This window comes from Mycolicibacter sinensis (assembly GCF_001673565.1).
GTDB classification, from domain to species: Bacteria; Actinomycetota; Actinomycetes; order Mycobacteriales; family Mycobacteriaceae; genus Mycobacterium; species Mycobacterium sinense_C.
Window position 1 is genome coordinate 1 of sequence record NZ_LZMF01000005.1, and the last position, 14863, is coordinate 14863.

At 69.2% G+C, this 14863-nt stretch carries 13 protein-coding genes; 3 read left to right on the forward strand and 10 right to left on the reverse strand.

The features are described 5' to 3' along the window. From A5648_RS00610 to mutA, 7 genes are all read right to left on the reverse strand, one after another. The coding region (locus tag A5648_RS00610) for a polyketide synthase (protein WP_131810496.1) at positions 1-899 on the reverse strand (899 nt) is incomplete at its 3' end. A gap of 57 nt (positions 900-956) precedes the next feature. Beyond that, complete coding sequence (locus A5648_RS00615; RefSeq protein ID WP_065022689.1) at positions 957-2714, reverse strand: AMP-binding protein; 1758 nt, start codon at positions 2712-2714, stop codon at positions 957-959. A 573-nt stretch (positions 2715-3287) separates the two neighbouring features. Then, on the reverse strand, positions 3288-3998 hold the full coding sequence (locus A5648_RS00620) for a thioesterase II family protein (RefSeq protein ID WP_065022690.1): 711 nt from the start codon (positions 3996-3998) through the stop codon (positions 3288-3290). 79 nt (positions 3999-4077) lie between these two features. Continuing rightward, positions 4078-5343 carry a serine hydrolase domain-containing protein gene (locus A5648_RS00625; RefSeq protein ID WP_065022691.1) on the reverse strand — a complete coding sequence of 422 codons (1266 nt, stop codon included), beginning with the start codon at positions 5341-5343 and terminating at the stop codon, positions 4078-4080. A gap of 59 nt (positions 5344-5402) precedes the next feature. Beyond that, positions 5403-6401 (reverse strand): methylmalonyl Co-A mutase-associated GTPase MeaB, encoded by a 999-nt coding sequence (gene meaB / locus A5648_RS00630; RefSeq protein WP_065022692.1) that lies wholly within the window; start codon positions 6399-6401, stop codon positions 5403-5405. Continuing rightward, positions 6402-8690 carry a methylmalonyl-CoA mutase gene (gene scpA, locus A5648_RS00635; RefSeq protein WP_065022693.1) on the reverse strand — a complete coding sequence of 763 codons (2289 nt, stop codon included), beginning with the start codon at positions 8688-8690 and terminating at the stop codon, positions 6402-6404. Positions 8691-8695: 5 nt separating this feature from the next. Further along, positions 8696-10609 carry a methylmalonyl-CoA mutase small subunit gene (gene mutA / locus A5648_RS00640; protein ID WP_065022694.1) on the reverse strand — a complete coding sequence of 638 codons (1914 nt, stop codon included), beginning with the start codon at positions 10607-10609 and terminating at the stop codon, positions 8696-8698. Between the two features lie 165 nt (positions 10610-10774). Between mutA and A5648_RS00645 the strand changes: the two genes are divergently transcribed. The 3 genes from A5648_RS00645 (at position 10775) to A5648_RS00655 (ending at position 12807) form a co-directional block, all read left to right on the forward strand. Continuing rightward, positions 10775-11527 carry a TVP38/TMEM64 family protein gene (locus A5648_RS00645; RefSeq protein ID WP_065022695.1) on the forward strand — a complete coding sequence of 251 codons (753 nt, stop codon included), beginning with the start codon at positions 10775-10777 and terminating at the stop codon, positions 11525-11527. A 2-nt stretch (positions 11528-11529) separates the two neighbouring features. Continuing rightward, positions 11530-12000 (forward strand): nitroreductase family deazaflavin-dependent oxidoreductase, encoded by a 471-nt coding sequence (locus A5648_RS00650; RefSeq protein WP_065022696.1) that lies wholly within the window; start codon positions 11530-11532, stop codon positions 11998-12000. 126 nt (positions 12001-12126) lie between these two features. Then, a complete protein-coding gene (locus tag A5648_RS00655) occupies positions 12127-12807 on the forward strand; it encodes an MIP/aquaporin family protein (RefSeq protein ID WP_207511555.1) in 681 nt (226 codons plus the stop codon). On the opposite strand, the gene A5648_RS00660 is transcribed toward A5648_RS00655, so the two are convergent. Genes A5648_RS00660 through A5648_RS00670 form a run of 3 tightly spaced genes read right to left on the reverse strand, consistent with a single transcriptional unit; the run spans position 12804 to position 14788 of the window. Further along, the gene (locus A5648_RS00660) at positions 12804-13193 is read right to left on the reverse strand and encodes a DoxX family protein (RefSeq protein WP_065022697.1); all 390 of its coding nucleotides are present in this window, start codon (positions 13191-13193) and stop codon (positions 12804-12806) included. The genes A5648_RS00655 and A5648_RS00660 overlap by 4 nt on opposite strands. Further along, positions 13190-14338, reverse strand: a complete 1149-nt coding sequence (locus tag A5648_RS00665) for an SPFH domain-containing protein (protein WP_065022698.1) — start codon at positions 14336-14338, stop codon at positions 13190-13192. The genes A5648_RS00660 and A5648_RS00665 overlap by 4 nt, the downstream gene beginning before the upstream one ends. Positions 14339-14353: 15 nt before the next feature. After that, positions 14354-14788 carry an NfeD family protein gene (locus tag A5648_RS00670; protein ID WP_065022699.1) on the reverse strand — a complete coding sequence of 145 codons (435 nt, stop codon included), beginning with the start codon at positions 14786-14788 and terminating at the stop codon, positions 14354-14356. Positions 14789-14863: the final 75 nt, after the last annotated feature.

Consider the following 14863-nt stretch of genomic DNA (forward strand, 5'->3'; position numbering starts at 1 on the left):
CGCACCAGCGCCAGAATCCGGTCACCATCACGCTGAGCATCCGAAAGCCGCTTGAGCACCACCACCCCGGCGCCCTCACTGCGCACGTAGCCGTCGGCGCCGGCGTCGAAAGTCTTGCACTGCCCGTCCGGCGCCAACATCCCCCACCGCGACGTCGCCACACTGTTCTGCGGAGTCAGCATCAGGTTCACCCCGGCAGCCAGCGCCTGATCGGACTCGCGGCGCCGCAGACTCGCACACGCCAGATGAATCGTCACCAGCGACGACGAACACGCGGTGTCCACCATGATCGCCGGGCCATGCACGCCAAGGAAATACGACAACCGGCCGGCCGCGAAATTGGCGGCGTTGCCGAACGGAAGGTAAGGATCGATGTCGGCGGCACGGAGCTTGCCGAAAATGTCGACGGCGTAGTCGTAGGCGGTCACACCGACGAAGACACCGGTCTGGGTGCCGCGGATCGCCTCCTTGGTGATCCCGGCATGCTCCAACGCCTCCCAGGCCACCTCCATCAGCAACCGCTGCTGAGGATCCATCGCGTCGGCCTCACGCGGCGAGATACCGAAAAACTCCGCATCGAACTCCGCAGGAGCCCACGACGACAAGAACCCGCCCTCGCGCGAACAAATCGTCCCGGGAACCGAACGGTCCGGCGCGAAAAAGGCATCGGCGTCCCAGCGATCCGCCGGAACCCGAACGATGCCCGAACCCTCATCACACAACAGCTGCCAGAACGCGGCCGGGCCATCCGCCCCGCCCGGAAACCGGCAGCCCATCCCGACCACCGCGATCGGCTCGGTGTCACCGGCCTCAGCCACCGCCAATCGCGCCGTCAGGTCATCGATCTTGCGCAGCGCCTCAGCAACAATCGCCCGGCGGTCCGGCCCCCCGGCCGGCACGGCATTCTTCTCGCTCAACTCAACCTCCCCGAAAGCTGCGCGGCAGCTCGTCATCGCTCACACGGACCGAGCGGAAACATCCAATCGGTCGAACCCGTCCCGCTGGTAGATCTCCACGCAGCTGGAACGGCGGATCTTGCCGCTGGTCGTGATCGGGATGGCGCCTTGGGGCACCAGAACCAGATCACCGACGGCCAGCCCGTGGGCCTTCGACAGCGCGGCCGTGACCTTCCGCCTCACCTCGTTCAGCCTGTCCAGGACCTCCTCGTCCGAGCCCCCCTTGTTCTTGAACTCGGCGATCGTAACAAGCTGCTCCGACCGGCTGTTGGGGACGGAGACCGCGGCGACACGCCCGCCGGTGATCTCCTGGACGGTGGCCTCGATGTCGTCCGGGTAGTGGTTACGCCCGTCGACGATCAGCAGGTCCTTGATCCGGCCGACGATGTAGAGCTCGCCGCCGGAGATGACCCCGAGGTCGCCGGTCTTGAGCCACGGCCCCTGCGACGTGCCCGGCGACGGGTCGGCCAGCTTGCCACTGAAGGTCGCCTCGGTCGCCGGCTGGTTGTGCCAGTAGCCGGCGGCGATGTTGGGGCCACATGCCCAGATCTCGCCGACCTTGCCCTCCGGGTTCTCCGTCTGGGTCTCCGGGTCCACGACGCGAACCGTGCAGGCCCGCGGCACCCCGCAGCTGACCAGCTCGACACCGCCTTCGGGCCCGCTCGGCTCGGCCGACCCGTCCGCCAGCTTGGTGTAGTCGAAACGCGCGGTCGGCGGCGGGCTGCCCGGAGTGTTCGACGTCAGGTACACGGTGGCCTCGGCCAGTCCGTAACCGGGCCGCAGCGCCGCCGGGTTGAGGTTGAACTTGGCGAACCGGTCGGCGAGACGCCGCAGCGTGGCCGCGTGCACCCGCTCCGCGCCGAACGCGAAGGTGTGTACCCGTCCCAGGTCGAGCCCGGCCATGTCCTCGTCGGAGGTCCGCCGGACCGCCAACTCGTAGGCGAAGTTGGGCCCACCGGTGTAGGCGTTGGGATAGCTGGCCACCAGCTGCATCCAGCGGGCCGGCTTGGCCAGGAAGGCCATCGGGCTGAAGATCACCGCCTGGTGGCCGCCCACCAGCGGGAAGATGATGCCGCACATCAGGCCGAGGTCGTGATAGAAGGGCAGCCACGCCACCAGGGTGGTGTCGGCCGGCACCGCCCCACCGATGTCCTCGAACGTGTCGGCGATCATCTGCCGCATGTTCTCGATCGCGTTCTGATGCCCGACCATGACGCCGGCGGGGGTCCGGGTGGACCCGGAGGTGTACTGCAAAAACGCCGTCTTGGTGGGCGCCGTGGCGGTGGCCGTCACCACCGGCTCCGAGTCGAGGTCCAAAGCGTCGACCTCGATCACCACCGGCGGTTTGCCGCCAAGGTCACGAATCGAGTTGGCGATGTCGCCGACCGCCGCCGACGTGGTCAGGATCGCCGCCGGGGTGCAGTCGCGCAGTGCTGCCGTGACCCGCTCGTCGTGCGCCCCGAACATCGGCACCGGCAGCGGAACGGCGATCATCCCCGCCTCCAGCGCGCCGTAGAACCCGACGATGTACTCCATGCTCTGCGGGGCCAGCAGCGCCACCCGGTCGCCCGGCGAGGCGCAGGTCGCCAATTCGGCCGCCACCACTTGCGCGCGGTTGCGCAATTGCGACCAGGTCACGGTCTCGGGGTAGCCGGCCGGGTCGACGTCGAAGTCGATGAAGGTGTACGCAGGCGCATCCGGCTTCTCCCGGGCCCGGTCCGCCAGCAGGCTCGGGATGTGCGATTGACTGACCGCCATTGCGATGTTTTCTCCTTGTGATGTCAAGTCCGCGTACCTCAACTGCTGAAGCACGTCGTCCCCGTCGAGATGTGTCACGCCTGTGGTCCAGCCGGACGGTTTCGCTGCGCGGTCTCGCTGCACAGCGGAGGGATATGCAATTGGATGAGTGACATGTGGGATGCCTCCCGACGTGGGGTCAGGTCCGGTGGCGCTGGTGCCCGGCCTATTTCAGCTGAGTGCTTCAGCCTTGCCCGGGGCCGCTTGCCCGCCATGTCGGATCAAATGTCGGGGCGGGTACATCCAGGCGCCGAGATCGCGCGGCCGGGGCAGCCGGCGCGGGTGATTCGACCATCGACACGGGTACCCCTTCTGGGTGTTTGGAACTTGGGCAAAAACTCCTCGGACCCCGACATCCCAGGCGTTTTCCTCCTGCGGAGGCTACCACGTATGCCCTGTTGACCGGGAATTTATGAGTCTCCTACCGGGCGCACGGAGCAGATCCGGCATATTAGCCCAGGAATCGTCCCTAGCACCAGGGGTCACACCGGCACCAACAGGAATTTCACAGACTGAGGGGCGTCGCAGCCGGGGTCATCCTCGGCAATAAACCGCCAGTTTCTCCTCGATGTCGCCGACGAGCTCGGGCAGATGATCGTTGAGGTAGAAGTGATGACCGGGCGCGGTGAAGGTCCGAACGCTGAATTCGGCGGTGGTGCGCTCGGCCCACGGGGTGACTTTGTCGGCGGTGGCGACGCCGTCCTCGTCACCGTGGAAGGCGACGATCGGGCAGGACACTCGCGCCTCCGGTGGACAGTCGTAGTTGGCGATCGCTTTCAACCCGCGCAGCGTCGGGAGGATCTTCGCCGCGAACTCCTCGTTCTCCAGGAACTCCGGATTGACCCCGGTCATCTGGCTGACCGCCTCGAGCAGGTTCCGGTCGGAGTCGCCGATGTTGTCATATCCCGCTCGCCCGGGCGCGCCCGCCGCGGACACGAACAGCGCAGCGATCGACTTGCCGTCCGCCTCGAACCGGCGGGCCACCTCGAAGGCCAGCAGGGCGCCCATGCTGTGCCCGAAGAAGGCGGCCGGTCCGTCGGTCGGCGAGGGCAGCTTGTCGCAGACCCGGTCGGCGAGGTCCTCGATGCTGGTGAACGCGCCGAGGTCGTGGTTGCCGCCTTTGCCCGGGTACTGCACACCGATGCGTTTGACATCGGTGACAAACGCTTTGGAGAACGGAACGTAGTACTGCGGCGATCCGCCGGCGTGCGGGAAGATGTAGAGCTTCGGCGTACGGTCTGTCACTCGGGACACCCTAATGGGAACGGCGGGCCCGCCCGGAGCCCGGTGTTGGGGTGCTGCTCCGCCTGCGGTGTGCAGACGGCTATCCGATGGCGGCGTCGCGCTCGGCGAACGGCGCCCCGAGCAGCGGGACGGGGTGGAACCCGCGCCGGCGGCCGGCGGCGACGCCCCGGCGGATCAGCGCGGCCGTCCCGACGAAGCCGGCATGGTCAAGCGCCACGAACGGGGTCAGCAGCCGGTTGTGGACGAATCCGAACGCCAGCCCGGATGCCGGGTCGGCCCAGCCCAGCGAGCCGCCCAGCCCGACGTGGCCGAAGCCCGGCAGCACCGGGCCGAACGGGACCGCGTGGTACCCCAGGTGGAAGGCCAGCGGAACCCCGATGGTGCGGTCCAGTTCCATACGGTGCCGGCCGGTGAGGCCTCTTACCAACCGGCGGGACAGGAACTGCGTTCCGTCGATCTGCCCGCCGTTGGCCAGTGCGCCGTAGAGACGGGCCAATCCGCGTGCGGTGGCGACACCGTTGATCGCGGCGGCCTCGGTGTCCAGGAAGGGGGTGTCGCCGCGCACCGTGTTCATCACGCCGGGGAAATAGAACGCGCCGAGCCCGCCGAAGGGCAGCAGTGCGGCAGCCTTGGGGGCCAGGAGATTCACCACCGGGTTCTGACGGTCGCGTTGCGGCATGATGATCTCTGCGGCGACGGTCGGCGCGCCGGCGGGTGGCCGGCCCAGGTGCAGGCCGTCGGTGTTCAACGGGGCGGCCAGTTCGGCGCGGAACAGATCGCGCATGCCGGTGCCGGTGACGGCCCGGGCCAGCCCCGACATGAGCCAGCCGTAGGTCAGCGCGTGGTAGGCGGGCTTTCCGAACTCGCGTCCCGGTGCCGCGGCGGCCATCCGCGCTTCCATGGTCACGTGGTCGAGCAGGTCTGCCCGGCTGGCTCCGTGCAGGTGGGTCAGCCCCACCCGGTGGTCGAGCAGCTGCCGGACGGTGATCGCGGCTTTGCCGCGGGCGCCGAACTCCGGCCAATACTGCGCCACCGGGGCGTCGTAGTCGATGAGGCCCCGGTCGACCAGCCGGTGGATGACCGTCGACGCCGCGCCCTTGGTCGCCGAGAACACCATGGCGCCGGTGTCGGCCGACCACGGCACCCGGCCGGCCCGGTCCGACCATCCGGTCCACACGTCGACGACGGGCCGGCCGTCCAGGTACACCGCCAGCGCGCCGCCGCCGTAGCGGCGGCCGGGGAACATCGCGGCGAAGGCGCGCACGGCGCAGCCGAAGTTCGGGTCGGCCGCGCCGTGCACGTTCGCCGGAAGCATCATCCGGCGAGCGTCGAAATGCTGCATCATGGTGGGCAATCTACCGTGTGACCGGCGCAGATAAGTCGTGTTACTGCACCGGTTCGGTATCAACCCGGCTGCGCGAAGATCGCCGTCAGAATTTGCTGAGCGGCCAGCGCAGGCGTCAGCTCGCCACTGAGCACCTGCTGTTCGACCTCGACGCGAAGCTCGCGCACGGCCGGATCCGACAGCGCCCGCTCCAACACCGCGTCGGCCACCAGCTGGCGGGTCCAGTCCACCTGCTGAGCACGCCGCCTGGTGTCGAACTCACCCGCGTCGATCAGCGTCTGGCGGTGCCGCTCCACGGTCTCCCAGAACTCCGGCAGCCCGGTGCCCTCGACCGCGCTCATCGTCAAAACCGGTGGCCGCCATAAGGTTTCACGCGGATAGATGAGCCGAACCGCGGCGGACAGCTCCCGCGCGGCGACCCGCGCCTCGGCCAGATGCTCGCCATCCGCCTTGTTGACCACGATGACGTCGGCCAGTTCCAGCACGCCCTTTTTGATGCCCTGCAACTGATCGCCGGTGCGGGCCAGGGTCAAGAAGACGAAGGTGTCGACCATGTTGGCCACCGTCACCTCGGACTGGCCGACACCGACGGTTTCGATCAGGATCACGTCGAAGCCGGCGGCCTCCAGCAGCACGACCGTCTCGCGGGTGGCCCGGGCGACTCCGCCCAGGGTGCCCGACGTCGGCGATGGCCGGATGTAGGCGTCCGGGTGGGCGGCCAGCCGCTGCATCCGGGTCTTGTCGCCCAGGATCGAACCGCCGGTACGGGTCGACGACGGGTCGACAGCCAGCACCGCCACCCGGTGGCCGTGCTCGATGAGGTGCATGCCGAGCGCCTCGATGGTGGTCGACTTGCCGACGCCGGGAACGCCGGTGATGCCGACTCGTCGGGCCCCGCCGGCGGCCGATAACAGCTCCAGCAGCAACTCCTGGGCCTGTTGGCGGTGGTCGGCGCGGGTGGACTCGACCAGGGTGATGGCCCGCGGCAGCACGGAGCGATCACCGGAGCGCACCGCCGCCGCCAATTCGGCGACGGTGTCACCTAGGTGGGCGGCCATTTATTTCGGGTCTGCGACCGGTCCGCCCGGCTCGAGCTCGTAGCCTCGCCGGGACGCCAGCGCGTGCAGCAGGTCCACCGCGGCGTCGGCGATCACCGTGCCGGGCGGGAAGATCGCGTTCGCCCCGGCGGCATGGAGTTCGTCGAAGTCGCCGGGCGGGATGACCCCGCCGACCACGATCATGATGTCGGGCCGGCCCGCCTCGGCCAGGGCGTCGCGCAGTGCCGGCACCAGCGTCAGGTGCCCGGCCGCCAGCGAGGACACCCCGACCACGTGCACGTCGTTGTCGGCGGCCTGGCGCGCCACCTCGTCGGGGGTGGAGAACAGCGCGCCCACGTCGACGTCGAAGCCGATGTCGGCGAACGCGGTGGCGATCACCTTCTGACCGCGGTCGTGCCCGTCCTGACCCATCTTGGCGATCAGGATGCGGGGGCGGCGGCCGTCGGCCTCGGCGAACTTCTCCACCAGGGCGGTTGCACTAGAGATGTTGCTGCCCTTCCCGACTTCATCACGGTAGACGCCAGAGATGGTACGGATCTCGGCCTGGTGGCGCCCGTAGACCTTCTCCAGGGCGTCGGAGATCTCCCCGAGGGTCGCCTTGGCCCGCGCGGCGTCGATGGCCAGCGCCAGCAGGTTGTTGCCCAGCCCGTCCTCCCCTGCTGTACCGGTGGCACCGGCGGCCCGGGTCAGCTCGGCCAGCGCGGCCTGGCAGGCGTTTTCGTCGCGCTCGGCGCGCAGCTGCTCCAGTTTGGCCAGCTGTTCGGCGCGTACCCGGCTGTTCTCGACCTTGAGCACCTCGATCTCGGTGTCCTCGGCAACCTGGTACTTGTTGACGCCGATCAGCGGCTGCCGCCCGGAGTCGATTCGGGCCTGGGTGCGCGCGGCGGCCTCCTCGATGCGCAGCTTGGGAATGCCGTCACTGATGGCTTGGGCCATCCCGCCGTGCTGGGCCACTTCCTCGATGTGCGCACGGGCGCGCTGCGCCAGCTGATGGGTCAGCCACTCCACGTAGTAGGAGCCGCCCCAGGGGTCGATCGGCCGGGTGGTGCCCGACTCCTGCTGCAGCAGCAGCTGCGTGTTGCGGGCGATGCGGGCCGAGAAGTCGGTGGGCAGCGCCAGCGCCTCGTCGAGGGCGTTGGTGTGCAGCGACTGGGTGTGGCCTTGCGTGGCGGCCATCGCCTCGATGCAGGTGCGGGCCACGTTGTTGTAGACGTCCTGAGCGGTCAGCGACCATCCCGAGGTTTGCGAATGGGTGCGCAGCGACAGCGATTTGGGGTTGCGCGGGTTGAATTGCGCGACCAGCTCACTCCAGAGCAGCCGGCCCGCGCGCAGCTTGGCGACCTCCATGAAGAAGTTCATCCCGATGCCCCAAAAGAACGACAGCCGGGGCGCGAACTTGTCGATGTCCAAGCCGGCGTCCAGCCCGGCCTTGATGTAGTCCACCCCGTCGGCCAGCGTGTAGGCCAGCTCCAGATCCGCTGTGGCACCGGCTTCTTGGATGTGGTAGCCCGAGATCGAGATCGAGTTGAACTTGGGCATCTTGGCACTGGTGTAGCCGAAGATGTCGGAGATGATCCGCATCGACGGCTTCGGCGGATAGATGTAGGTGTTGCGCACCATGAACTCTTTGAGGATGTCGTTCTGGATGGTGCCGGCCAGCTTCTCCGGCGGCACCCCCTGTTCCTCGGCGGCCACCACGTACAGCGCCAGGATCGGCAGCACCGCGCCGTTCATGGTCATCGAGACACTGACCGCGCTCAAGTCGATACCGTCGAACAACTGCCGCATGTCCAGGATGGAATCGATTGCCACCCCGGCCATTCCGACATCACCCTGCACCCGGGGGTGGTCGGAGTCGTAGCCGCGGTGGGTGGCCAGGTCGAATGCGACCGACAGCCCCTTCTGCCCGGCCGCGAGGTTGCGGCGGTAGAACGCGTTGGAGTCCGCCGCGGTGGAGAACCCGGCGTACTGGCGGATGGTCCAGGGCTGGTTGACATACATCGTCGGGTAGGGCCCGCGCACAAACGGGGCTTCGCCGGGGAAGCTGTCCAGCGGGTAGCCGTCGGCGACCGCTGCGGCGCGGTCCGCGGCGGTGTAGACCGGCTTGACCTCGATACCTTCCGGGGTGTGCCAGTCCAATTGGTCCGGCGTGTAGCCGTGCGCGGCCGCGGCGGCCGCGACGTGCTCGGCGACGGCGCTTGCAGAGACTTCGGCCACCGGTTCGCCATCGCCGTGCAAAGCGACGTCGGCGAAACTTCCGATGGTGCCGGGTGAGGTGCTGGTGGTCATGGCTCTCAGGCCCCCAATCGGGTGAGTAAGTCCGACAACGCCTGCACCGCATCGATTTTCATGGTCAGGTAGTCGTCTGGCTTGGGATCGGTGTCGGGGTTGCCGGCCAAGGCTTTGGCCGGCCCCGCCAGGTAGACCCGGTCGATTCCGGCGTCACGAGCCGCTGCGATGACCGCGGCCGCTTCGGCGCCGTAGCGGGCGTCGCTGCCGCACAGCACTGCCACCCCTGAGCCGGCCTCGGCCACCGCCGTGGCGACCTGCCCGGCGTCGACCGTGCCGGGGTTGATCACCGCGATGCCGCCGGAAGCCAGCAGGTTGGCCGCGAAAGTGGTCCGGATGTTGTGTTCGGCCATCGGTCCCAGCGGCAGCAGCAGCACCTGCGGCCGGGAACCAGTGCGCGCCAGGTGGGCGTCGGAACGGTCCCGCAAGGCCTCGAACTGCGCCGCATAGCGCCGCAATCCGGCCGACACCGACGCGTCGGCCGGCCCGGACGGCACAGCCAGCGGGGGTTCGTCCAGGTTCGGGTACTCGTTGACCCCGGTGATCGCACTGCGCCGGTGCGCGATGTCGTCGGCGCGGGCAGCGGCGACCTCGGCGATCCGCTCGGCGAGGTGGTCGCGGGCGGCCTCGAAACCGCCTAGTGCTGCATGGTTTTCGAGCTGCTGGAACAGCCGCCAGGCCTGCTGCGCCAACTGCTCGGTGAGGTCTTCGACGAACCACGATCCCCCAGCCGGGTCCAGCACCTGGCCCAGATGCGACTCCTCCAGCAGCAACAACTGGGTGTTCCGCGCGATGCGCCGGGCGAACGTGGCCGAGGCTCCCGGCTGACCGCCGGGAATGGCGGCGTCGAAGGGGCGCACCAGCACGGTGTCAGCGCCGCCCACACCGGCTCCGAACGCGGCCAGCGTGGTGCGCAGCATGTTCACCCACGGGTCCCGCTGGGTCATCATCGCCAATGACGTCTCGGCGTGGACGACGGCGCCGCCGGACTCCGGCGCCCCGGCCACCTCGGCCACCCGCGCCCACAGCCGGCGCGCCGCCCGGATCTTGGCGATCGTCATGAACTGGTCGTCGTCAGCGGCGAGCCGGAAACTGATCTGGCGGGCCGCATCGGCGACCGACAGGCCGGCGTCGGTGAGCAGCCGCAGGTAGGCCACGCCGGCGGCCAGCGCACCGGCCAGCTCCTCGGCCGCGCCGGCGCCCAGGTTGTGCAATGCCGGGCCGTTGACGGCGATCGCCCGCACCCCGCGCTGGCCGGCGGCGCGCGAGGCGGCCGCGATCACCTCGTCGATCGCCGGCGCCGGCCGGCCGGCCAGCGGTGCGGTCAGCGGGTCGGCGCCCAGATCCACCGACAGGTTGGCGCGGTTGTCCGGGTCGAGGCCGTCGACCAGCGCCAGCATCACCTCGGCCGCGGCGGTGTAGTCGCCGGCACCGGCCCCGTCGACAAGCACCGGGACCAGCTGCAGGTAGACGTCGTCGAAGACGCCGCGCAGCTCGCCGGCCGGCACGCCGACGTCGCCGACGCGAACGACCAGCGCGCTGACCCCTTCGGTCAGCGCACCCAGGACGGCGCCGTTGGTGTCGGAACCCGATACCAGCCCGTTGGCCGGGAAGACTTCGGCGACCTTCCAGCCGGTGTTGACGTCACGCAGGGCGTCGGCGCCACGCACGTAGGGCCAGCGGCCCGGCAGCGGGTGTTCGGGCAGCGCGTCGAAAGCGGTGTATAGCGCCCGGATCGCGAAACCGTCCGGTCCCTGCACCGGGGTGTCCAACAGCCGCTCGGGCTCACCGCCGGTCTCGGAGTCGATGTCGGCGGGCTCGCGGCGCGAGCTCTTGGCCAGCACCCCGGCCACCGCGGCACGCCAGCGGGCGCGGGCCTGCTCCATCCCGGCGGGTTCGGCGGACACGTCGATGGACACCGGCGGCTCCTGTTGTTACTCATGGGTAGCAGATGGATCGCTACCCGACACGTGTTAACCAGGCTAAATGATGGCTGTCGGGGGGTGCGGCCGAGGTGCGCCGAGCGGCGAAACGCCCGCTACGTGACACGTTGTGTTAACCCTCGGCCCGTAGCCTTGAGCCCCGTGACGCCCGCCGCGACCCGACCCCCCCACGCGCTGCGTGGGGCATGGTCGGTGGTGCTGGGCACCGCGCGGCAGGTGGCGCTGCGGCGGTTGGCGTTGACCACCGTGGTGATCGTCACCCTGGTCGCGGTGGCGCTGCTGGTTCCGGTACCCACCGCCGTGCAATTGCGCGACTGGGCGCAGACCCTCGGCCCCTGGTTTCCGCTGGCGTTTCTGGCGGCGCACACCGTGGTCACGGTGTTCCCGTTCCCGCGGACCGCGTTCACCCTGGCCGCCGGGCTGCTGTTCGGCCCGTGGCTGGGCGTCGTGCTGGCGGTGGCGGCCAGCGCGCTCAGCGCGGTAGCCGTGCTGGTCCTGATGCGGGTGTTCGGCTGGCAGCTCAGCCGGGTGGTGCGCCATCCGCGGATGCATGCGCTGGACGCCCAGCTGCGTCAGCGCGGTTGGCCGGCGGTGGTGTCGCTGCGGCTGATTCCGGCCATCCCGTTCTCGGTGATCAACTACGCCGCCGGCGCGTCGGCGGTGCGGCTGGCGCCCTACGCGGTGGCCACCCTGATCGGGTTGCTGCCGGGCACCGCCGCGGTCGTGGTGCTGGGCGACGCCCTGACCGGCGAGGTGAGCCCGCTGCTGTTCGCCGTGTCGGCGTGCACCGCCGCCGTCGGGGTCGCGCTGCTGGTCTATGAGGTGCGCCGGCACCGTCAGCATCCGGCCGCAACTGAAGCCGCGGCACCCGCCGCACCGGCGGTAACCTGCTGAGCATGCCCGCCCTCGCCGACACCGCCAGCCGCCTGTTGCGGTCGCGGTGGCTGGTGCGGGCCCCGATCTGGCTGTATCGGGCACGCCTGGGCGGCCTGCTCGGTGGACGGCTGCTGATGCTCGAACACCTCGGACGCAAGAGCGGCGCCGTTCGCCGGGTCGTTCTGGAGGTGGTCGATCAGCCCGGCGCCGACCGCTACATCGTGGCATCGGGTTTCGGCGACCGCGCCCAATGGTTCCGCAATATCACCGCCAATCCGCGGGTTCGGGTCTACGCCGGCAGCCGGCGCCCGGCACCGGCCACCGCCCGGGTGCTCGATCAGCGGGAGGCGGACCGCGTGCTGGGTGACTACATCGCGCGCCATCCCCGCACCTGGGAACAGTTCAGCGCGGTGCTCGAGCAGACCCTGGGTGAGCCGGTGACCGCCACCGACACCGCGCTGCCGATGGTCGAGCTGCGGCTGCAGGGCTAACCGCCGCAACACAAAGGATTGCTCAATCCGGCAACAATTCGGTGTAAGGCGGTCCGCAATATCGGGAGACACACCGGTAGGCCGTTAAAGTCTTTTCCTACTGCCGTGTGTGAAGGGACCGGATCAATGGCTGATCAAAACGCCGCCGTGCGCAAATATCTGACCGAAATGATCGGCACGTTTGTTTTCATGTTTGCGGTGATCGGCATCTTGCTATCCGGGACGGAATGCCCCGCCGCGGTCGCCCTGGGCATCGGCTCGGTGCTGATGGTGATGGTCTATGCCAGCGGGCACATCTCCGGGGGCCACCTCAACCCGGCGGTCTCGATCGCCGCCTATTTGCGGGGCGCGCTGCCGCTGGGTGATCTGGGGCCCTACATCGTGGCTCAGTTGGTCGGTGCCCTCGCCGCATTCGGCGTGGGATTCGGGTTGTGGCACGACAAGTACTCGACCGGAACTCTTGATCTGTCCGGCACTATCTGGCCGGCATTGCTCGCCGAGCTGATATTCACCTTCGCGCTCTGCTACATCGTGCTGCACACCGCAACCAGCAAAGACAGCGCCGGCAACAGCTTCTATGGATTGGCGATCGGGTTCATCGTGACCGTCGGCGTGGTGGCGGTCGGTGGCATCTCCGGCGCCGCGTTCAACCCGGCCATCACCTTCGGCCTGATGCTGTCGGGGATCTTCGCCTGGAAATTCCTCTGGGTCTACCTGGTCGCCCAGGTCCTCGGCGGAGTTGTGGCCGCCTACGCCTACAAGGCGACCAGCCTCGACGAGCACACCGCCGCCGCCCGTAAGGGTTAAGCCGCCGTCCCCAGGGCCCGTGCCCCGCCGCCGGCGGCGTGCGGGCCCTGCACCGTCATCACCGCGAACACCGCCAGCAGCAGCACCGCCGGGACGATGTTCGCCGCGCGGTTGCGGACCCGCAGGTGAATGCCGAGCGCCCCGGCGAAATACAGCGTCAACGCCGCGGTGGTGGCCCGGGCGACACCCGGGAAGCGGAACACCGAAGCCAGACCCAGCGCGGTGGCGGCTTTGGCCACCGGGACCGCCCAACGGACCTCGGGCGGGATCCGCATGGCATCCATGTTCGCCGCGACGTAGGGCACCGGAATCGCCGATGCCACCGCGTCACCGGCCAGGAATGCCGCCAGTGCGGCGTAGGTCGCCCGAGCGGTCAGAACGCTCACGCCATGCCGGGATCGAGCTGCGGCGGCAGTATCGCGCCCTCGACCGGCTTGCGCGCATCGGCCTCGGCCTTGGCGACCGCCTGGGCGATCGCCGGGTCGGTCTGGGTGGTGAACCAGTCGGCGACCTCGTCGCTGTCGTCCTCCGGCTGGGTCGCGTGCTCATCGACGGGTGACGGCTGGTAGCGGAAGACCCCGTCCTCGCCGGGGGCACCGAGCAGCTTGGTGAAGCCCTGCAGGGCGGTGTTGAAATCGCTGGGCACCACCCACACCTTGTTGGCCTCGCCGCGGGCCATCTCCGGCAGCACCTGCAGGTACTGGTAGGCCAGCAGCTCCGGGGTGGGCCGGGCGGCCTTGATCGCCGCGAAGGTCTTCTCGATGGCCTTGGCCTGCCCCTGGGCCTGCAGGTAGGCCGCGGCCCGCTCGCCCTGGGCCCGCAGCATCCGGGACTGCCGGTCGGCCTCGGCGGCCAGGATCGCGGCCTGCTTGGCGCCTTCGGCGGTCAGGATCTCGGATTGCTTCTGGCCTTCGGCCTGCTTGATGGCGGCCTCCCGCTGCCCCTCGGCGGTCAGGATCATCGCCCGCTTCTCGCGGTCGGCCTTCATCTGCTTCTCCATCGACGCCTGAATCGACGGCGGCGGGTCGATGCTGCGCAGCTCCACCCGGGCCACCCGCAGTCCCCAGCGGCCGGTCGCCTCGTCGAGCACGCCGCGCAGCTGGCTGTTGATCACCTCGCGGGAAGTCAGGGTCTGCTCCAGCGTCATCCCGCCCACCACGTTGCGCAGGGTGGTGGTGGTCAGCTGCTCGACGCCGACGATGTAGTTGCTGATCTCATACACCGCGGCTTTGGGGTTGGTGACCTGGAAGTAGACGACGGTGTCGATGTTCAGCGTCAGGTTGTCCTCGGTGATCACCGGCTGCGGCGGGAACGACACCACCCGCTCACGCAGGTCGATGCGGGCGCGCACCCGGTCGATGAACGGCACCAGCAGGGTCAACTGGCCGCTGACCGTGCGGCTGTAGCGGCCCAGGCGTTCGATCACCGCCGCCTCGGCCTGTGGAATCAGCGCCACCGATTTGGCGACCACGATCGCCGCGAAGATCACCAGTACTGCCAGCAACACCAGGCCGGTCGTAGCGCCTTCCATGAGCACTCCTTTTCTCTACAGGACCTTGCCGACCACCGCGGTGGCCCCGTCGATATGCATCACCGTGACCTGCTCGCCGGGCTCGAAGACGTCACCGTCGGCCAGCGGGCGCGCCGTCCACACCTCACCGTCGAGCTTCACCTGGCCGCCGTGTTGTTCGACGCGGTCAAGCACCAGCGCGGTCTTGCCCTGCAGCGCCCGCACCCCGGTCTCACTGCCCGTCCCGGCCCACAACCGCCGCCGCAGGGCCGGGCGCACCAGCACCAGCAGCAGTACCGAGATCACCAAAAACACCGCGCCGTCGGTCCACAGCGGCCAGTCCGTCAGCCAGCTGGCCCCGGCCGCCGACAGCGCGCCGCCGGACAGCATCAGCAGGAACATGTCGCCGGTGAGCGCCTCGGCACCGGCGAGCCCGAGCGCGAAGACCAACCAGACCAGCGCAGCCGACATGCGGCCAGGATAGCCCGAGAATCACCCGAACCCGTGCGGACCGGGACGGGTGGCGCGGACAACTACACTGCCTTG